This is a genomic window from Streptomyces sp. NPDC006296 (genome assembly GCF_040613235.1).
Lineage (GTDB): Bacteria > Actinomycetota > Actinomycetes > Streptomycetales > Streptomycetaceae > Streptomyces.
The window spans coordinates 1-19,553 of the sequence record NZ_JBEXRT010000069.1 but is presented as its reverse complement, the minus strand read 5'-3'; the positions used below and the strand labels follow the sequence as shown (position 1 = coordinate 19,553).

The window sequence follows — 19,553 nt, the reverse complement described above, 5'->3', positions numbered from 1 at the left end:
GGGGGACCCTGTGGGAGAGTAGGACGCCGCCGAACAATTATTCCGGGAAAGCCCCGTGCCCTTGTGGCACGGGGCTTTTCTGCGTTCCGGGACCGGTCACCCCGACCACCGCACGCCAGAGCAGCCCGCGAGAATGCCGGCCGGACTGTCTTCGACGGATCAGCTGCACACGGGGACATCCCACTGCGACCGCAGGGCGACTCACCCACCGACAGGAGAGGCACCGGCGTTCCCCGTCGGCCTGCCCACCGGTACGTCTACAGCCGACCGGCGGCTTTCAGCGCGAGATAGGCGTCCGCCAGCGCGGGAGCGAGAGCGTCGGGTGCGGCATCGACGACCGTGACGCCATGACGGCGGAGCTGGTCCGCAGTGCGCCGTCGCTCGGCCTGTGCCTGAGTACCGGCAGCCGCCTCGTACACCGCGTCCACCGTGCCCCGGGCCCGCGCCATCTCCTCGACGTGCGGGTCGGCGACAGCCGCGACCAGGACCGTGTGGCGACGGGTGAGCTGCGGGAGGACCGGCAGGAGGCCCTCTTCGACCGGCGCGGCGTCCAGACTCGTGAGCAGCACGATCAGGGAACCGCCGGACGCGTGGGCCAGTGCGGCTGTGGCGAGGCCTCGTGTGTCGGTCTCCACGAGTTCCGGCTCCAGCGTGGCCAGGGTCCCCACGAGGGTCGACAGGACGTCCCCCGCCGTCGCACCGCCCTGCATCCGGGCCCGGACACGCCGGTCGTAGGCGAGCAGCTGCACGCGGTCGCCGGCACGGGTCGCGAGGGCGGTCAGCAGAAGCGTGGCGTCCAGGGCGGCGTCCAGCCGCGGGACGTCGCCCACCCGGCCCGCCGACGTGCGTCCCGTGTCCAGGACCACGAGGACGTGGCGGTCACGCTCGGGGCGCCAGGTGCGGACGGCCACCGCGGACTGGCGCGCGGTGGCCCGCCAGTCGATGGAGCGGGTGTCGTCCCCCGGCACGTAGGCCCGCAGGCTGTCGAACTCGGTGCCTTCCCCGCGCGTGAGGACGCTGGTGCGGCCGTCGAGCTCCCGCAGCCGGGCGAGCCGTGACGGCAGATGCTTGCGGCTGGTGAAGGGCGGCAGGACCCGGACGTCCCAGGGCACGCGGTGATGCCCCTGACGCGCCGCGAGCCCGAGCGGCCCGAAGGACCGGACGGTCACGCGGTCCGCCCGGCGGTCCCCCCGCCGCGACGGCCGGAGGAGCGTGACCAGGCGCCGCCGTTCCCCGGGGGGTACGGCGAACCGGTGCCGGGACGCGGCCTGTTCGGCCTCCGATGTCCAACTGCTCGGGGGCCAGGCATCTCGGAGGTGGGCATGGAGGCGACGCCCGGACGGATTGGTCACGCTGAGTTGCACGGAAGCAGTGTCACCGAGTCGAACGGATGTGTCACCGGATCGGGTGAACTGCAGGCTGCGCACTGGCGCTGCCAGGGCGTAGTCGCACAGAATTGCCAATGACAGCGGGAGATTGACCGCGAGCATGCCCGTCCAGCTCGGGGCCAGGATGCCTACGGGGAGTGATCCCAGAGCCGCCACCAGAGCGGCTCGTCCGGTGAGGGCCATAGGTCACCGCCTCACCGGGGGACGGGCACGTGGGCGAGGACAGCGGTGATGACGGAGTCCGCAGTGACTCCCTCCATCTCTGCTTCCGGTCGCAGCTGTATGCGATGGCGGAGCGTGGGAAGAGCCAGGGCCTTCACATCGTCCGGGATGACGTAGTCCCGGCCTGTGAGCCAGGCCCATGCCCGTGCGGTGGAAAGAAGAGCGGTAGCGCCTCGGGGAGAGGCGCCCATGGTGAGCGAGGGGGATTCTCGGGTGGCGCGACAGATATCCACGACATAGGCGGCGATCTCGGGGGAGACCGAGGTTCTGGCCACGGCCGCGCGCGCAGCTTCGAGGTCGGCCGGGCCGGCCACGGGCCGAATGCCTGCGGCCTTGAGATCCCGGGGGTCGAACCCGTCCGCGTGGCGAGTGAGGACGTTGATCTCGTCCTCGCGCGTGGGGAGGGGGACGGTCAGTTTGAGCAGGAAGCGGTCCAGTTGGGCTTCTGGGAGCGGGTAGGTCCCCTCGTACTCCACCGGGTTCTGCGTGGCCGCGACCAGGAAGGGATCGGGCAGTGGCCGAGGCGATCCGTCGATGGTGACCTGGCGCTCCTCCATGGCCTCCAGAAGGGACGACTGTGTCTTGGGAGGGGTGCGGTTGATCTCGTCGGCGAGCAGGAGATGGGTGAACACCGGGCCGGGCTGGAAGGAGAACTCAGCGGTGCGGGCGTCGTAGACGAGTGAGCCCGTGACATCGCTCGGCATCAGGTCGGGGGTGAACTGGACACGCTTGGTGTCCAGTTCCAGCGAGGCGGCGAGGGCGCGGACCAGGAGGGTCTTCGCGACGCCTGGTACGCCTTCCAGAAGCACATGGCCCCGGCACAGGAGCGCGACGACCAGCCCGGTGACGGCCGGATCCTGGCCGACCACGGCCTTCGCGATCTCGGAGCGCAGAGCTTCCAGTGATGCGCGGGCGCTGTCGGAGTGCGCGGTGGCCGCAGGCGCGTCAGCGGTAGCCGCGAGTTCAGCGGTCTCCGGGGTCGGGGCGCTCATGAGGTGCGTACCTCTCTTTCGAGGGCGTCGAGTTGATCGGTCAGAAGGACGAGCGCGGCGTCGTCGGCCGGAGCCGGTCCGAAGAGAAGGGCACCGGGGTCACGGCACGGATCACCGATCCGTGCGGCGACGGCGGGAAGGAGCACCGCGGGGGAATCGGCGTCCCGCGTGGACACGCCGACGAGAGGGGAGATGCGGGTGCGTGTGGCGGACCGCAGCGTGGCGGCGGCACGGTCGCGGGCGTCGGCCTTGCGGTAGAGGCGTGCGCGTCCTTCGGTGGATTCGGAGGCCCTGATGGCCACCGGCAGCCGTTCGGTGACCAGGGGGCCGAAGCGCCGGGCGCGCCAGACCGCGGCCAGCACGGCGGCGAAGGCGAGTTGGAGGGTGGCCCAGAGCCATCCCTGGGGGATGAGGCCGAGGAAGCCGCTCGCTCCTCCCGCTCCCTCGCCACCGATGCCGTCCTGACCACCTGGGCCGCCGGCTGCGGAAGGATCATCGAGCGAGGGGAGGTACCAGACGAGATGCGGGCGGGACCCGAGGAGTTGCATCCCCAGCGAGGCGTTGCCCTGCTGGTCGAGACGGTCGTTGTGGAGAAGATCGGAGGAACCGAGCAGCACGGTGTCGCCCGCTCCCCGTCCCGGCAGGACGAGCATCGGGGCGAGTCCGTCGTCCGGATAGCAGGAGGTGGCGTCGGGGCTGTCGGTCCCGTAGTGGATACCGCCCAGCTCGGCGGATCCCGCGGCGCGGGCAGCGGGGAGGGAACAACCCGGGGCACGGGCCGTCACCGGACCGCGCGCCTCGGGGCGTGCCCCGGGAGCGAGACGGGCCGCGGTGGGTCCGTCGGGGGCGATGAGGACGGTACGCCCCGCGGAGTCGGCCGTGGCGGTGCGGAGGCGTCGCTGCTGGCCGGTGGTCAGCAGGTTGGGGGCGGTGACGAGCAGGGTCGTGTCCGGGCCCGCCGCTCCTGCGGCCTCCTCCAAGGTGGTGGCGACGTCGACGGATACGCCACGTTCATCGAGGAGTTCGGCGACGGCCCTGCTTCCCTGCGGGTCCGCGGACCGGGGATCCAGCCGGCCGTGCTGGCCGCCGGAGCGCACGGCGGCGAGGGCGACCCCACCGACGACGAGGACGAGGACGGCGCACAGCACTCCTCGGACGCGCCGCCAGACCTGTTGGGGAGTGCGGGATTCCGAGGTGCTGGGAAAGGCCACGGCGGTCATCCGGCGGACCCCGGGGCCGCGCCGGTGGCCGACGGCTTGGTCGCCCCGAGGTCCAGGTCGAGGGCGCGGAGAGTCACGTACATGGTCTCGTCGGCGGTGCGACCGCCGTACGTGACGTCGTCGAAGGCCCGGGCCGCGATGCGGAGCCGTTCGGCGTGCGCCGGCATCGTCCGGCCGGCCTCGGTGGCCGCCTCGTCCGCGGTGCGGCCGGGGCGTGGGTCGAGCACGGCACGGTCCTCCAGGGACCGCACGAGGGCGCGCATCCGTTCCTGGACCGCTTCGGTCCAGCGCCGGGCCTCGGCGTGCGCGGAGGCTGCGGCGCGGTGGTCGGCGGCGCTGCGGGCGGAGCCGCCGAAGAGTGTCTCCGGAGAGCGTGGGTCGGGCCTCGGTGTGCCCAGCCGCCACCACAGCACGGCGGCCGGGCCGACGACGGCCAGGACGAGCACCACCAGGCCGAACGGGCCGCCGGGAGCGGCACCGGCGGCTCCCGCGAAGAGGTCGCCGAGCCAGGTCCAGAAGTGGTCGAGACCGCGTTCGAGGAGGTTCGGATCGTGCTCGTGGTACATCGGGTCGGACAGTTCGTCCCGGGCGGACTCGCGGGCGGGGACGCGTGGGACGACCACAGGTACGTCCTCGCCCGCCCGGAAGAGCCGTATCGCCGCGGTGCCCCCCGCGCCCGTCACCGCATCAGCTCCTGGAGGTGTCGTAGCCGGGTACGCCGGCGGCCCGGGCGAGGTCCAGGTCGAGCGCCTCGCGCCGGATGCGCTGGTCGACGTAGAGGAGGGCCATCACGCCTGCGGTGAAGGGATAGGCCAGCGTCGAGACGATCACTTCACCGATGCCCGTGACGATCAGGAAGGGCCAGCCGAAGTCCTGCGAGCTGTTGTTGAGGAATTCGCTCAGGCCGCCGCTGTCGAGCGTCACCGCGATGATGCCGAAGGGAATCGTGATGACCAGGGTCAGCACGATGACCAGCAGGTAGGTGAGCGCCAGGATGCCGAAGGTCCGCCACCAGGTGCCCTTGACCAGCTTCGCGGACCGGCGGAGCGCGGTGAGTACGGACTGTCGTTCCAGCATCAGGGCCGGTGCTGCCAGCGTGAAGCGGATCATCAGCCACAGGACGACGACACAGGAGGCGAGGAAGCCGAGGAAGACCAGGGCGAGGCCACTCGATCCGCTGCCCAGGACGAGGCCCGGGAGCAGGCCCACGGCCATGATCCCCGCGCTCATCAGGCTGAGCAGAAGAGTCAGCCCGAGCAGGGGGAGCAGACGGGGACGGGCCTCGGCCCATGCTTCGGAGAGCGTCACGCCACGGCCCAGCACGGAGCGGCTGATCACGACGGTGAGGATCGATGTGGTGAAGAGCGTGGCGATCATCGCGACGAACGTGCTCGGACCGCTGTTGAGCAGCTGCATCTGAGCGGAGTCGGTGGCCTGGCGGAGGGCTTCCGCGCCGGTCGCGTTCGGATCGACGGGCTCCTGCGCGGGCAGGAGGTAGCGCTGCATCAGGATGACCGCGATCTCGGCGATCACGGAGACGGTGAGGCTGATGCCGAGCACCGTGCGCCAGTGGGTGCGCATGGTGGACACGGCTCCGTCGAGGATCTCGCCGACGCCCAGGGGGCGGAGCGGGATGACGCCGGGCTTCGCGGCCGCGGGTGCGCCGCCCCAGCCGGGGCCTTGAGGCGCACCGCCCCAGCCGGGGGCGGGCGGCGGTGCGCCCGGTCCGTTGCCGGGGGCGCTCGGCGGCGACCACTGGCCGGGAGGGGGCTGTGCCGGAGACCACTGTCCGCTTCCGTCAACGGGAGACGAGGGTTGGGGAATGCCCGTCTCCTGGCCGTCGGAGGGGGCGGATCCGGGCGAAGCCCAGCCCGGAGAGTCGTTCATGGTCGCTCCTTCACAGTCCTGCCCGCTCATCGGGGCGGCAGGTTGCCAGCCATCGTGCCACGCGCCGGTCCGGTGCGGGTCTGGCGGTGTATCTCCTTCCTGCCTTCTTATGCGGGCGGTTCAGCGGGCAGACTGGGCAGATGGCTGATCAGGACGTACAAACGCCGGTGGGTATCGAGCCTCCGGCCCTCTCCGTGCTCCGCTGGGACGAGTCTCCGGGAGGTTCCGCGGTGGTCCTCCTCGACCAGACGCGGCTGCCCGCCGAGGAGACCGAGCTGGTGTGTGGCGATGTGCCCTCGCTGGTGCGGGCGATCCGGACCCTGGCGGTGCGCGGGGCGCCGCTGCTGGGCATCGCCGGCGGTTACGGGGTGGCGCTGGCGGCCGTCCGGGGTGAGGACGTGGCGCAGGCCGCGGAGCTGCTGGAGCAGGCGCGGCCCACCGCGGTGAATCTCGGATACGGCGCGCGTCGGGTGGCTCGTGCGTACGGGGCGGCGGTGGAGAGCGGGGCCGTCCCGGAGGCCGCCGCTGCGGTGGCGCTCGCCGAGGCGCGCGCGCTGCACCAGGAGGATGCCGCGGCCAGTGTGCGGATGGCGCAGTACGGTCTGGAACTGCTGTCGGAGCTTCTTCCGGGCGGCGGCGGGCACCGGCTGCTGACCCACTGCAACACCGGTGCACTCGTGTCGGGCGGTGCGGGGACGGCCTTCGCGGTGGCTCTCCGGGCGCACCGCGAGGGCCGCCTGCGGCAGCTGTGGGTGGACGAGACCCGGCCGCTGCTCCAGGGGGCGCGGCTGACCGCGTACGAGGCCGGCCGCAACGGGATGCCGTACAGCCTGCTCACGGACAATGCGGCGGGTTCGCTGTTCGCGGCGGGGGAGGTGGACGCCGTTCTCATCGGCGCGGACCGCATCGCGGCGGACGGCTCGGTGGCCAACAAGGTGGGGAGCTACCCGCTGGCGGTGCTGGCGCGGTACCACCATGTGCCGTTCATCGTCGTGGCGCCGACGACCACGGTGGATCTGGAAACGGTGGACGGTGCATCGATCGTGGTGGAGCAGCGCTCCGCGGCGGAGGTGACGGAGATCACGTCGAAGCCGGGTGTGCCGGCCGTCGACGGAGGCGGTGGCATGATCGTCGCACCCTCGGGGGCCAACGCGTACAACCCCGCCTTCGACATCACGCCGCCCGAACTGGTCACGGCGATCGTCACGGAGCAGGGTGTCATTTCCCCGGTCACGGGGGTCGGACTGGCAGAGCTGTGTGCCAGGTCATCGCAGGTAACGATTAGCTAATGGGATGATGTCGTTATGAAGGGACGCGTCCTTGTCGTCGACGACGACACCGCACTGGCCGAGATGCTCGGCATCGTGCTGCGTGGAGAAGGTTTCGAGCCGTCGTTCGTAGCGGACGGCGACAAGGCACTGGCCGCTTTTCGTGAGGCCAAGCCGGACCTGGTGCTGCTGGATCTGATGCTGCCCGGACGGGACGGCATCGAGGTCTGCCGGCTGATCAGGGCCGAGTCCGGTGTGCCGATCGTCATGCTCACCGCCAAGAGCGACACGGTGGATGTGGTGGTGGGCCTGGAGTCGGGGGCCGACGACTACATCGTCAAGCCGTTCAAGCCTAAGGAGTTGGTCGCCCGGATCAGGGCACGTCTGCGGAGGTCCGAGGAGCCCGCGCCCGAGCAGCTGGCCATCGGTGACCTCGTCATCGATGTGGCCGGTCACTCGGTGAAGCGGGAGGGGCAGTCCATCGCCCTCACCCCGCTGGAGTTCGACCTGCTGGTCGCCCTCGCCCGCAAGCCGTGGCAGGTCTTCACCCGTGAGGTGCTGCTCGAACAGGTCTGGGGCTACCGCCACGCCGCCGACACCCGTCTGGTGAACGTGCACGTCCAGCGGCTCCGCTCGAAGGTGGAGAAGGACCCGGAGCGGCCGGAGATCGTCGTGACCGTCCGCGGTGTCGGTTACAAGGCCGGACCGAGCTGACATGACCCTGGGCAGCGCTGCTCCGCCACCGGGGGTGCCCGGGGCCCGTACGGAGCGGGCTGCCGGTCCGGCACGGACTGCTTCCTGGCTGAGCCGAGTCCCGCTGGGCCGGCGGTTGCTCCGCGACCGGACGTCCGGTGGGCCCGTCCCGCGCCTGCTGATGCGGTGGATCAGCGGGCCGCTGCTGCCGGCTGTCCGCCTGTGGCGGCGCAACCTGCAGTTGCGTGTCGTGGCGGGGACGCTGCTGATGTCGATCGCCGTGGTGCTCCTCCTCGGCTTCGTCGTGATCGGCCAGGTCCGTAACGGCCTGCTGGAGGCGAAGGGCAAGGCCGCGCAGACCCAGGCGGCCGGCGGGTTCGCGGCCGCCCAGACGAACGCGAACGCGCCGCTGGTCCCCGGGGACCAGAGCGAGGAGAGCACCGACGGGATGACGGCCAGCACCTCCTGGCGCACGGAGCTCGTCGACCAGCTCGCCAGCGGGGGCGCCAACGCGTTCAACGTGGTGGCGCTCAGCGCGGACTCCGTCGGCCAGGGCACCGCCACCAGCCGTGCCCCGCGCGGCTCGGGCAGTGTGGACGCGTCGAGCATCCCGCAGCGGCTGCGGGACGACGTCGGCAAGGGCGCGGGGGCCTTCCAGACGTACTCGCTGATCCGTTACTCGCACGGCAAGGCATCGGAGCCGGGGCTCGTCGTCGGCAAGAGGCTCTACGACGTCGACCACAACCCGTACGAGCTGTACTACCTCTTCCCGCTCACGCAGGAGGAGAAGTCGCTGACCCTGGTCACGACGACGCTGGCCACGGCCGGTCTGTTCGTGGTCGTGCTGCTCGGTGCCATCGCCTGGTTCGTGGTGCGCCAGGTCGTCACGCCCGTACGGATGGCGGCGGGGATCGCCGAGAGGCTCTCCGCCGGCCGGCTCCAGGAGCGGATGAAGGTCACCGGTGAGGACGACATCGCGCGCCTCGGTGAGGCCTTCAACAAGATGGCGCAGAACCTCCAGCTGAAGATCCAGCAGCTGGAGGAGCTCTCCCGGATGCAGCGGCGTTTCGTCTCGGACGTCAGCCATGAGCTGCGCACCCCGCTGACGACCGTGCGGATGGCCGCCGACGTCATCCACGAGGCACGTGTGGACTTCGACCCGGTCACGGCCCGTTCCGCGGAGCTGCTGGGCGACCAGCTGGACCGGTTCGAGTCGCTCCTGTCCGATCTGCTGGAGATCAGCAGGTTCGACGCGGGGGCCGCCGCGCTGGAGGCGGAGCCCATAGACCTGCGCACCGTCGTCCGACGGGTGATCGGTGGCGCCGCGCCGCTGGCCGAGTGCAAGGGAACCCGGATCCGGGTGGTCGGCGACGAGCAGCCCGTGGTCGCGGAGGCCGACGCGCGCCGTGTCGAGCGGGTCCTGCGCAATCTCGTCGTGAACGCCGTCGAGCACGGCGAGGGCCGGGACGTCGTCGTGCGGATGGGCGTCGCCCAGGGAGCCGTGGCGGTGGCGGTCAGGGACTACGGCGTCGGACTCAAGCCGGGAGAGGCGACCCGGGTCTTCAACCGCTTCTGGCGTGCGGACCCGGCCCGTGCCCGCACCACCGGTGGCACCGGCCTCGGGCTGTCGATCGCGGTGGAGGACGCCCGTCTCCACGGGGGCTGGCTGCAGGCGTGGGGCGAGCCCGGCGGTGGTTCGCAGTTCCGGCTGACCCTGCCGCGCACGGCGGACGAACCGCTGCGCGGATCGCCGATACCGCTGGAACCGGAGGACTCCCGGCGCAACCGCGAGGACCGTGAGCGTGAGCAGGCGGTGCCGGCAGCGGAGGAACACAGGCTGATGTCCGTGCCGAGCCAGACGGGTGCCGCGGGGCGCTCGCACCTGGGTGTGCCGGCACACGGTCCGGCTGCGGGGCGGACACCGGCGTCGGTCCATCCGGCGGCGCTGCCGGGCAGCGGGGCACGTGTGGTGTCGCGTTCCGCCGCGGACCGGACGGACGCGGGCACCGCCCCCGGGATGCGGCATCCGGAGCAGGAGGACACCACTCGTGGACACTGACCGCCGACGGGGCGGCCGAGGCCGGACGGTGCGGCTCTCCGCGCTGCTGGGCTGCGGCGTCGTGGTGCTGGCCGGCTGCGGGGCGATGCCGGTCACCGGTGACGTCAAGGCGGTCGACGCCTCGCAGCCGGGCGATTCGCAGGTCCAGGTGTACGCCGTCGCCCCGCGGGAGGGTGCCTCCCCCATCGAGGTCGTCGACGGCTTCCTGGAATCGATGACCAGCGACGACCCCGATTTCCGTACCACCCGCAAGTACCTCACCGCGGACGCGGCGCGCACCTGGCAGCCGTCCCGGGGCACCACGGTGCTCGCGAAGGCGCCCAACCGCAACGGGCCCACGATCCACGACAAGGAGCGCCGGAGCACCGAGACCACCTACACGCTGACCGGCGAGCAGGTGGCGGCCGTCGACGAGCAGAGCTCCTACCGTCCCCTCGCCCCGTCCGAGTACTCCCAGATGCTTCATCTGGTCAGGGAGAAGGGGACGGACGGCAAGCAGGAGTGGCGCATCGACGTCGTGCCGGACGGGCTGGTGCTCGGGCAGTCCGACTTCAAGCGCCTCTACCGGTCCGTGAACAAGTACTACTTCGCCGCCGGGCGTGCGGACGCCGATGCCGCGCTGGTCGCCGACCCGGTCTACGTGCGCAACCGCACGGATCCGGTCACCCGCATGGACACGGCCACGCAGACCGTGCGGACGCTGCTGGACGGCCCTTCGAACTGGTTGCGGCCGGTGGTCGACTCGCGGTTCCCCGACGGCACGGCGCTGAAGACCGGGGTCACCTCGCTGGCGCCGGACGACCAGAACGTCCTGAAGGTGCCGCTCAACAAGAAGGCCGACACGGTCGGGCAGAGTGCCTGCCGGATGATGGCGGCCCAGGTGCTCTTCACGCTGCGGGACCTGACGTCCGCCCGTGTGGGGCAGGTGGAGTTGCAGGGTGGGCGCGGTCCGCTGTGCTCGCTGGGGGCCGACGAGGCCGAGGAGTTCTCCTCGGACAACGGCTCGGAGGGCCCCGACAGCCAGTACTTCGTCGACGACAAGGGGCGTGTCCAGCGCATCCCCGGGAGCAGCAAGGGCAGTGGCGACCCTGAGCCGGTCATCGGCCCGCTGGGCAGCGGGACGGTCGCCATGGGGGCCGTGGGCGTGTCCCGGGACGAGCAGCGGGCCGCCGCGGTCTCGGCGGATCAGCAGCACCTCTACGTGTCCTCCCTCGTGGAGGACGGTGAGCCGTCTCCTCCGGTGGTGACCAGCCTCGCGGCGGCGGCGGAGGACCGGTTGTCGGCGCCGAGCTGGGACGGCAGGGGAGATCTGTGGGTCGCCGACCGCGATCCCTCGAACTCCAGGCTGCTGCGTGTGGTGGGAGGCGAGGGCGAACCGCAGGAGGTCTCGGTACCGGGCCTGAACGGTGGGCGGATCGAGTCCCTGCGCCTGTCGGCCGACGGGGTCCGGATCGCCCTGCGGGTGTCCCGGGACGGACACACGACGCTGCAGATCGGCCGTGTCGAGCGGCACGGTTCGGGTGAGGCCGAGCAGGTCTCGGTGCAGGACCTGCGCCAGGCGGCGCCCCAGCTCGCCGACGTGACGGCCGTCTCCTGGTCGGGCCGCAGCCGCCTCGTGGTCGTCGGCAAGGAGGAAGGCGGGGTGCAGCAGGTGCGGTACGTGCAGGCCGACGGTTCCAGCTCGTCCTCCGGGATCCTGCCGGGTGTGAACCAGGTGACGGCGGTCGCGGCCGCGGACGACGAGCAGCTGCCGCTCATGGCCGACACCGAGAGCGACGGGATAGTGAAGCTCTCGCCCGGGGACAACTGGCAGACGGTCCTCAAGGACGGCTCCTCGCTGGTCTACCCCGGCTGAGCCCTGCGCGCCCCGACCGGGTTCCCGCACGGGCGGGGCGCGCCCGTCGCGCCGGGCGCGGGTGCTCCGGCGGCCCGGTAGTCGGGCAGTCCGGCAGCGCACGGGGCACGGCGCGCGGGACGCCGGGGCGGGTTTTCCACAGGGTGCGGGGGTGCGGGTCGCCGGGGTTCTCCACAGGGCGAGCGGGGCCGGCGGTGTCCGCGGCACAGTGGAGCCGTGCGGAGATGGTGGCGGGAGATCGTGGGGCTGGTGCTGCCCGTGGCCTGCGGGGGCTGCGGCAGTCCGAGGACGGAGCTGTGCCGGTCGTGCGCGGCCGCGCTGGAGGCCGGGCCGTGCCGGGTGAGACCCGCGCCCGAGCCCGTGGGGCTCCCCGTGGTCCACGCCGCCGCACCCTATGAGAACGCCGTACGCGCGATGCTGCTGGCCCACAAGGAGCGAGGGGCACTGGGGCTGGCCGGGGCCCTCGGTGGAGCGCTGGCGGCCGCTGTGCGGGCCGGAGCGGGGCATTCCGGCGACGCGGGCCCCCTGCTCCTGGTGCCGGTGCCCTCGGCGCGACGGGCCACCGCGCGGCGCGGGCACGATCCCGCGCGCCGGCTCGCGGTCGCGGCCACGGCCGAGCTGCGCCGCGGAGGGACGCGGGCCCGGGTGCTCGCGGTGCTGCGGCAGCGGCGTGCGGTGGCGGACCAGGCGGGGCTGGGGGCCCGGGACCGGCAGACGAATCTGGCGGGTGCGCTGGTGGTCGCGGACGGCGGCCGGGAGCTGCTCGGAGCGGGCCGGGTCGTGCTGGTGGACGACCTGTTGACGACGGGTGCCTCACTGGCCGAGGCGGCCCGCGCGGTCCGTGCCTCCGGAGGTCCGGACGGTGTCCCGGCGGAGGCCTTGAGGGCCGCGGTCGTGGCCGCTTCTCCGGCCGCTTTCGAAATAAACCGGAACTGACGCAAAGCTCGCATCGTTGCAGGTGGTGAGCGGGTGAAGTCCTCCGGTCGGAGGTACGCGTGAGTAGCGGGTGCCGACACGGCGGTGGGCAGGCTATGTTCGGTGGTGAGGAGCGGTGAATTCCCCACCTCGACGAACGCAACACCAGCTTTCGGGCAGGTGACTCACCGGTATGCCAGAAGCATGGAATTCGGTGGGGTAAGTCTCCGCCGACGGGGGAGGAGGAGGTGACAGCCACCGAGTCAGCGGCTCCGGCGATCACCGGGGCCTGGTGCAAAAGGGAGATGCTCCGCCGCCGAAGCGGAGCGATCCGGGAACGGAGTTCTGCGTGGACATCGTCGTCAAGGGCCGCAAGACCGAGGTGCCCGAGCGGTTCCGCAAGCACGTGGCCGAGAAGCTGAAGCTGGACAAGATCCAGAAGTTCGACGGCAAGGTGATCAGTCTCGACGTCGAGGTGTCCAAGGAGCCGAACCCCCGCCAGGCCGACCGTGCCGCACGGGTGGAGATCACGCTCCGCTCGCGAGGGCCGGTCATCCGGGCGGAAGCCGCGGCAGGCGACCCGTACGCAGCGCTGGACCTGGCCACCGACAAGCTGGATGCGCGGCTGCGCAAGGAGCACGACAAGCGCTACAGCAGGCGCGGTAACGGCCGGCTGTCGGCGGCCGAGGTCGCCGAGGCCGTCCCCGAGGCCGCCTCGCTGAACGGGGACGGCGAGTTCGTCCCCGAGGAGACCGCTTCGTCGGTGCCCACCACCAGGATCGGTTCGCTCGAGGTCCAGGGCGAGGGCCCGCTGGTGGTCCGCGAGAAGACGCACGTCGCAGCGCCGATGACCCTCGACCAGGCGCTGTACGAGATGGAGTTGGTCGGCCACGACTTCTATCTGTTCGTCGACTCCGAGACCAAGGAGTCCAGTGTCGTCTACCGGAGGCACGCTTATGACTACGGTGTCATCCACCTGAGGACCGACCCGCTGGCCGCCGACGAGGCCGGTGGCGCGGGCGGCGCTCTCGGCGGCTGAAAGTCACCTGTCCCAGCCGGTGAGCGGTGTCTCTGAGAGGTCTGTGCGACCTCAGGGGCACCGCTTCGGTGGCCAGGCATGAAATCATGGGCGTCCCAGGCCAATCGGTGCTCTGTGCACTGCCGTTGGCGGACAGCCTGTGACCTCAGGCAGTGGCTTCAGGGGGAGGAACGATGGCGGACACCTTCGGGCCCGTGCGCGGGACGAGCGACGCCGGCAGCGCGGCCCGTGCGGAATCCGTCGCGGACGACGACGGTGCCCGCGGGGAGCCCATCAGGGTGCTCGTGGTCGACGACCATGCGCTCTTCCGCAGAGGTCTGGAGATCGTTCTCGCGCAGGAGGAGGACATCCAGGTCGTCGGCGAGGCGGGGGACGGGGCCGAGGCGGTCGACAAGGCCGCGGACCTGCTCCCCGACATCGTGCTGATGGACGTCCGGATGCCGAAGCGCGGCGGCATCGAGGCCTGCACCTCCATCAAGGAGGTGGCCCCCAGCGCGAAGATCATCATGCTGACGATCAGCGACGAGGAGGCCGACCTCTACGAGGCCATCAAGGCGGGTGCCACCGGCTATCTGCTCAAGGAGATCTCGACCGACGAGGTCGCCACGGCCATCCGCGCCGTCGCCGACGGACAGTCCCAGATCAGCCCGTCGATGGCCTCCAAGCTCCTCACCGAGTTCAAGTCGATGATCCAGCGCACCGACGAGCGCCGGCTCGTCCCCGCGCCCCGCCTCACCGACCGTGAGCTCGAAGTGCTCAAGCTCGTGGCCACGGGCATGAACAACCGTGATATCGCCAAGGAGTTGTTCATCTCCGAGAACACGGTGAAGAACCACGTCCGCAACATCCTGGAGAAACTCCAGCTGCACTCCCGGATGGAAGCGGTGGTCTACGCCATGCGGGAGAAGATCCTCGAGATCCGGTGACGCGGCACGCCCGCCCGGTCCCTGGTCCGCTTGTCACCTCCCCGGCCGGGCGCGCCCGGGGAACAGTCTTCAGCGCAACGCACGGCTGATTTCGGCCATGAGCGGCTCACGCAGTTCCGGTGCGTCGACGCGCTCCAGCCGCACCTCCGTGCAGCCGACCCAGGACGCCGCCTCGACGAGCGCCTCGGCCATCTGCGGCACGGACTTCGGGCCGTCCACGGACACCTGGCGGGCGACCAGAGTGGTGCCCTCCCTGGCCGGGTCGACCCGGCCCCGCAGCAGACCGCCCGCCAGCAGCGGCATCGCGAAGTAGCCGTGGATCCGCTTGGGTCGGGGGACGTACGCCTCCAGGCGGTGGGCGAAGCCGAAGATCCGCTCGGTGCGCGCCCGTTCCCAGATCAGGGAGTCGAACGGGGACAGCAGTGTCGTGCGGTGCCGGCCGCGCGGCTCCGACGCCAGGGCCTCGGGGTGCGCCCAGGCGGGCTTCGCCCAGCCCCGCACCGACACCGGGACCAGCCCGGAGTCCGCCACCACGGCGTCGAACTGCTCGGCCTTGAGCCGGTGGTAGTCGGCGATGTCCGCCCGGGTGCCGACGCCCAGCGACCGTCCCGCGAGGGCCACCAGCCGGCGCAGGCACTCCGCGTCGTCCAGGTCGTCGTGGAGCACGGTGTCCGGGATCGCGCGCTCGGCCAGGTCGTAGACCCGCTTCCAGCCGCGCCGTTCGGTGCACACCACCTCGCCGTACATCAGGGCCCGCTCGACGGCGACCTTGGAGGCGGACCAGTCCCACCACTCGCCGCCGTTCTTCGCGCCGCCCAGCTCGGTCGCCGTCAACGGGCCCTCGGTGCGCAGCTGCTTGATCACCGTCTCGTAGGCGCCGTCGGGCAGGTCGTGGTTCCAGTGCGGCCGGGACCGGTAGGCGCGGCGCCGGAACGCGAAGTGCGGCCACTCCTCGACCGGCAGGATGCACGCGGCGTGCGACCAGTACTCGAAGGAGCGGCCCCCGGACCAGTACGCGTCGTCGACCGTGCGCCGGCCGAGCGCGCCGAGACGGGCGTACGGCACCAGCTCGTGCGACCTGGCCAGGACGGAGATGGTGTCGAGCTGGACGGCCCCGAGGTGGCGCAGGACGCCGGGGACCCCGCCCCGGCGGTCCGGAGCACCCAGGAGGCCCTGGGACCGCAGGGCGATACGGCGTGCCTGGTCGGCGGAGAGCTCCAGGACGGGCGGCGGCACAGACGTCATGGTCGAACCCTAGAGCGCACCACTGACATCGGTGCCCGCCCCCGGGGGGCGGAGGCCGTCCCGGGACGGCAGGTGCGGATGGGTGCCGGGCAGCCCCAGGTCGGCCGGGAGCAGTGCGCCGGTCCAGGTGTCGCGCCGCGTCCCCTTGTTGAACAGCCCCGACCGCTGGTCACCCTCCATGCGGAAACCCGCACGCAGCGCGACCGCCCGGGACGGGGCGTTGCCGATCTCCGCCCGCCATTCGAGGCGGTCCGCAGAGAGGGAGGTGAAGGCCCAGCGGGCCGCCGCAAGCACCGCTTCCGTCGTGTGACCGGCGCCGCGGTGCTCCCGCGCCGTCCAGAAACCCACCTCGAAGGTTCCCGGCAGGCTGCAGCGGTTGATGCCGAGCGCGCCGACGAGCGGCCCGTCGTCGCGGCGGACCACCGCGAAGTTGTACATCGTGTCCTCCCGCCAGCCCGCGGGGGACAGCGTCTCCGTCCACAGCGCCGCGTCGGCGCGGGAGTACGGGGAGGGGACGACCGTCCAGCGCTGGATGTCGGGATCCTGACAGGCGAGGTACAGGGCTTCGGCGTCCTGCGGGCCGAAAGGGCGCAGCGACAGGCGCTCGGTGGTGAGGGTGATCGGCTCCATACAGGGATTCTGTGGATCCCGTGCGGGGGATGCCAGCACTTTTCGGGCTTCCCGGCACCTTCCGTGCCCTCCGGCCGTTGTCCTGTCGAGGGTGCGGTGGAGGCAACGCGGCGGCAGCCCTCCCGGCGCGGTGCGGTCCTCGCTTACGATGGCCGTTGCGGTGGGGCCCACCTGCCGTGCCCGTGCCCGAGTCCATACCACGACCCAGTGCCAGGCCCGACCGGCAAGGAGACCAGCCTCAGTGTCCGTCTTCCACAAGCTCATGCGTGCAGGCGAAGGAAAGATCCTGCGCAAACTGCACCGCATCGCGGACCAGGTCAGCTCCATCGAAGAGGACTTCGTCGACCTCTCCGACGCCGAGCTGCGGGCGCTCACCGACGAGTACAAGGAACGGTACGCGGACGGCGAGAGCCTGGACGACCTGCTTCCCGAAGCGTTCGCGACGGTCCGTGAGGCCGCGAAGCGCGTCCTCGGACAGCGCCACTACGACGTCCAGATGATGGGCGGCGCCGCCCTGCACCTCGGCTACGTCGCCGAGATGAAGACCGGTGAGGGCAAGACCCTCGTCGGCACCCTGCCCGCGTATCTCAACGCGCTCTCCGGCAAGGGCGTGCACCTGATCACGGTGAACGACTACCTGGCCGAGCGTGACTCCGAGCTGATGGGCCGGGTGCACAAGTTCCTCGGGCTCGAGGTCGGCTGCATCGTCGCCAACATGACTCCGGCCCAGCGCCGTGAGCAGTACGCCTGCGACATCACGTACGGCACGAACAACGAGTTCGGGTTCGACTACCTCCGCGACAACATGGCCTGGTCGAGCGACGAGCTCGTGCAGCGCGGCCACAACTTCGCGGTCGTCGACGAGGTCGACTCGATCCTGGTCGACGAGGCCCGTACCCCGCTGATCATCTCCGGCCCGGCCGACCAGGCCACGAAGTGGTACGGCGACTTCGCCAAGCTGGTCACGCGTCTCACCAGGGGTGAGGCGGGCAACCCGCTGAAGGGCATCGAGGAGACCGGCGACTACGAGGTCGACGAGAAGAAGCGGACCGTGGCGATCCACGAGCCCGGTGTCTCCAAGGTCGAGGACTGGCTCGGGATCGACAACCTCTACGAGTCGGTGAACACCCCGCTCGTCGGGTACCTCAACAACGCGATCAAGGCCAAGGAACTCTTCAAGAAGGACAAGGACTACGTCGTCATCGACGGCGAAGTCATGATCGTCGACGAGCACACCGGCCGTATCCTCGCCGGCCGCCGTTACAACGAGGGCATGCACCAGGCCATCGAGGCGAAGGAAGGGGTGGACATCAAGGACGAGAACCAGACGCTCGCCACGATCACCCTGCAGAACTTCTTCCGCCTGTACAGCAAGCTCTCCGGCATGACCGGTACGGCGATGACCGAGGCCGCGGAGTTCCACCAGATCTACAAGCTCGGCGTCGTGCCGATCCCGACGAACCGGCCCATGGTCCGCGCCGACCAGTCGGACCTGATCTACCGCACCGAGGTCGCGAAGTTCGCCGCGGTCGTCGACGACATCGCCGAGAAGCACGAGAAGGGGCAGCCGATCCTGGTCGGCACGACCTCCGTCGAGAAGTCGGAGTACCTCTCGCAGCAGCTCTCCAAGCGCGGTGTCCAGCACGAGGTCCTCAACGCCAAGCAGCACGACCGTGAGGCGACGATCGTCGCCCAGGCCGGCCGCAAGGGCGCGGTCACGGTCGCCACGAACATGGCCGGCCGAGGCACCGACATCAAGCTCGGCGGCAACCCGGACGACCTCGCCGAGGCGGAGCTGCGCCAGCGCGGTCTCGACCCGGTCGAGCACGTCGAGCAGTGGGCGGCGGCGCTGCCTGCCGCGCTGGAGAAGGCCGAGCAGGCCGTGAAGGCGGAGTTCGAAGAGGTCAAGGACCTCGGCGGGCTGTACGTGCTGGGCACCGAGCGTCACGAGTCGCGCCGCATCGACAACCAGCTGCGCGGTCGTTCCGGCCGTCAGGGCGACCCGGGCGAGTCCCGGTTCTACCTGTCGCTGGGCGACGACCTGATGCGGCTGTTCAAGGCGCAGATGGTCGAGCGCGTCATGTCGATGGCCAACGTCCCGGACGACGTCCCCATCGAGAACAAGATGGTGACCCGGGCGATCGCCTCCGCGCAGTCGCAGGTCGAGCAGCAGAACTTCGAGACGCGTAAGAACGTCCTGAAGTACGACGAGGTGCTCAACCGGCAGCGTGAGGTCATCTACGGCGAGCGCCGCCGTGTCCTGGAGGGCGAGGATCTGCAGGACCAGATCCGCCACTTCATGGACGACACGATCGACGACTACATCCGCCAGGAGACCGCCGAGGGCTTCGCCGAGGAGTGGGACCTCGACCGGCTGTGGGGCGCCTTCAAGCAGCTCTACCCGGTGAAGGTCACGGTCGAGGAGCTGGAGGAGGCCGCGGGCGACCTGGCCGGCGTCACCGCCGACTTCATCGCGGAGTCCGTCAAGGACGACATCCACGAGCAGTACGCGGAGCGCGAGAAGACGCTCGGCTCGGACATCATGCGTGAGCTGGAGCGGCGCGTGGTCCTGTCCGTCCTGGACCGCAAGTGGCGTGAGCACCTCTACGAGATGGACTATCTCCAGGAGGGCATCGGCCTGCGGGCCATGGCGCAGAAGGACCCGCTGGTCGAGTACCAGCGCGAGGGCTTCGACATGTTCAACGCCATGATGGAGGGCATCAAGGAGGAGTCCGTCGGCTACCTGTTCAACCTGGAGGTCCAGGTCGAGCAGCAGGTCGAGGAGGTCCCGGTGGAGGAGGGCGCGGAGCGCCCCTCGCTCGACAAGAAGGACGCCCCGGTGGCGGCCGCCACCGGCGGACGGCCGGAGATCCGCGCCAAGGGCCTGGATGCGCCGCAGCGTCCGGACCGGCTGCACTTCTCCGCTCCCACCGTGGACGGCGAGGGCGGTGTCGTCGAGGGCGACTTCTCCAACGGTGACGGTTCGCGGTCCGAGGCCGACGGGATGACCCGTGCGGAGCGCCGCAAGGCGCAGAAGAGCACCGGCGGCCGGCGCCGCAAGAAGTAGCGCTCGGCACCAGCTCCGAGGGCGACCTCCGAGGGAAACGGCCCGGCCCGGACACCACGTGGTGTCCGGGCCGGGCCGGGGCCCGGGGGTGGGGTGGATGCAACCGGTGTACACCCCTCACCACACAACTTATATGGTATGTCGGTG

Annotated in this window: 15 protein-coding genes; 8 read left to right on the top strand and 7 right to left on the bottom strand. The window is 71.0% G+C overall.

Translation table 11 applies throughout. The features are described 5' to 3' along the window. Window positions 1–257 precede the first annotated feature (257 nt). The 5 genes from ABZ172_RS29285 to ABZ172_RS29265 are packed head-to-tail and all read right to left on the bottom strand — an operon-like array spanning window position 258 to window position 5,709. Window positions 258–1,571: a DUF58 domain-containing protein gene (locus ABZ172_RS29285; protein ID WP_356888245.1), complete on the bottom strand. Its 1,314-nt coding sequence runs from the start codon at window positions 1,569–1,571 to the stop codon at window positions 258–260. 11 nt (window positions 1,572–1,582) lie between these two features. After that, the gene (locus ABZ172_RS29280) at window positions 1,583–2,602 is read right to left on the bottom strand and encodes a MoxR family ATPase (RefSeq protein WP_356888243.1); all 1,020 of its coding nucleotides are present in this window, start codon (window positions 2,600–2,602) and stop codon (window positions 1,583–1,585) included. After that, window positions 2,599–3,822: a DUF4350 domain-containing protein gene (locus ABZ172_RS29275; RefSeq protein ID WP_356888241.1), complete on the bottom strand. Its 1,224-nt coding sequence runs from the start codon at window positions 3,820–3,822 to the stop codon at window positions 2,599–2,601. Before ABZ172_RS29275 ends, ABZ172_RS29280 begins: the two co-directional genes overlap by 4 nt. Then, window positions 3,819–4,505 carry a DUF4129 domain-containing protein gene (locus tag ABZ172_RS29270; protein WP_356888239.1) on the bottom strand — a complete coding sequence of 229 codons (687 nt, stop codon included), beginning with the start codon at window positions 4,503–4,505 and terminating at the stop codon, window positions 3,819–3,821. The genes ABZ172_RS29275 and ABZ172_RS29270 overlap by 4 nt, the downstream gene beginning before the upstream one ends. Before the next feature lie 4 nt (window positions 4,506–4,509). Then, the gene (locus ABZ172_RS29265; RefSeq protein WP_356888237.1) at window positions 4,510–5,709 is read right to left on the bottom strand and encodes a glycerophosphoryl diester phosphodiesterase membrane domain-containing protein; all 1,200 of its coding nucleotides are present in this window, start codon (window positions 5,707–5,709) and stop codon (window positions 4,510–4,512) included. A gap of 140 nt (window positions 5,710–5,849) precedes the next feature. Here ABZ172_RS29265 and mtnA point away from each other — a divergent pair, with 140 nt between their 5' ends. The 7 genes from mtnA to ABZ172_RS29230 all read left to right on the top strand — a co-directional run bounded on the left by mtnA (window position 5,850) and on the right by ABZ172_RS29230 (window position 14,464). Next, window positions 5,850–6,998: an S-methyl-5-thioribose-1-phosphate isomerase gene (gene mtnA, locus ABZ172_RS29260; RefSeq protein ID WP_356888235.1), complete on the top strand. Its 1,149-nt coding sequence runs from the start codon at window positions 5,850–5,852 to the stop codon at window positions 6,996–6,998. 15 nt (window positions 6,999–7,013) lie between these two features. Beyond that, the gene (gene mtrA / locus ABZ172_RS29255) at window positions 7,014–7,691 is read left to right on the top strand and encodes a two-component system response regulator MtrA (protein ID WP_005486885.1); all 678 of its coding nucleotides are present in this window, start codon (window positions 7,014–7,016) and stop codon (window positions 7,689–7,691) included. 1 nt (window position 7,692) lies between these two features. Further along, window positions 7,693–9,729, top strand: a complete 2,037-nt coding sequence (gene mtrB / locus ABZ172_RS29250; protein WP_356888233.1) for an MtrAB system histidine kinase MtrB — start codon at window positions 7,693–7,695, stop codon at window positions 9,727–9,729. Next, window positions 9,719–11,584 carry an LpqB family beta-propeller domain-containing protein gene (locus tag ABZ172_RS29245; protein WP_356888231.1) on the top strand — a complete coding sequence of 622 codons (1,866 nt, stop codon included), beginning with the start codon at window positions 9,719–9,721 and terminating at the stop codon, window positions 11,582–11,584. The genes mtrB and ABZ172_RS29245 overlap by 11 nt, the downstream gene beginning before the upstream one ends. A gap of 216 nt (window positions 11,585–11,800) precedes the next feature. Then, complete coding sequence (locus ABZ172_RS29240) at window positions 11,801–12,520, top strand: ComF family protein (RefSeq protein ID WP_356888229.1); 720 nt, start codon at window positions 11,801–11,803, stop codon at window positions 12,518–12,520. A gap of 328 nt (window positions 12,521–12,848) precedes the next feature. Next, the gene (raiA, locus tag ABZ172_RS29235) at window positions 12,849–13,538 is read left to right on the top strand and encodes a ribosome-associated translation inhibitor RaiA (protein WP_356888227.1); all 690 of its coding nucleotides are present in this window, start codon (window positions 12,849–12,851) and stop codon (window positions 13,536–13,538) included. A 173-nt stretch (window positions 13,539–13,711) separates the two neighbouring features. Next, entirely contained in the window at window positions 13,712–14,464 is a 753-nt protein-coding gene (locus tag ABZ172_RS29230) for a response regulator transcription factor (RefSeq protein WP_356888225.1), read from the top strand. Window positions 14,465–14,533: 69 nt separating this feature from the next. Here ABZ172_RS29230 and ABZ172_RS29225 read toward each other — a convergent pair whose 3' ends face one another. Together ABZ172_RS29225 and ABZ172_RS29220 are read right to left on the bottom strand one after the other, a co-directional pair. Next, on the bottom strand, window positions 14,534–15,709 hold the full coding sequence (locus tag ABZ172_RS29225; RefSeq protein ID WP_356888223.1) for a crosslink repair DNA glycosylase YcaQ family protein: 1,176 nt from the start codon (window positions 15,707–15,709) through the stop codon (window positions 14,534–14,536). Between the two features lie 9 nt (window positions 15,710–15,718). Further along, the gene (locus ABZ172_RS29220) at window positions 15,719–16,339 is read right to left on the bottom strand and encodes a GNAT family N-acetyltransferase (protein ID WP_356888221.1); all 621 of its coding nucleotides are present in this window, start codon (window positions 16,337–16,339) and stop codon (window positions 15,719–15,721) included. Between the two features lie 241 nt (window positions 16,340–16,580). Here ABZ172_RS29220 and secA point away from each other — a divergent pair, with 241 nt between their 5' ends. Beyond that, the gene (gene secA, locus ABZ172_RS29215) at window positions 16,581–19,406 is read left to right on the top strand and encodes a preprotein translocase subunit SecA (protein ID WP_356888219.1); all 2,826 of its coding nucleotides are present in this window, start codon (window positions 16,581–16,583) and stop codon (window positions 19,404–19,406) included. Window positions 19,407–19,553 lie beyond the last annotated feature (147 nt).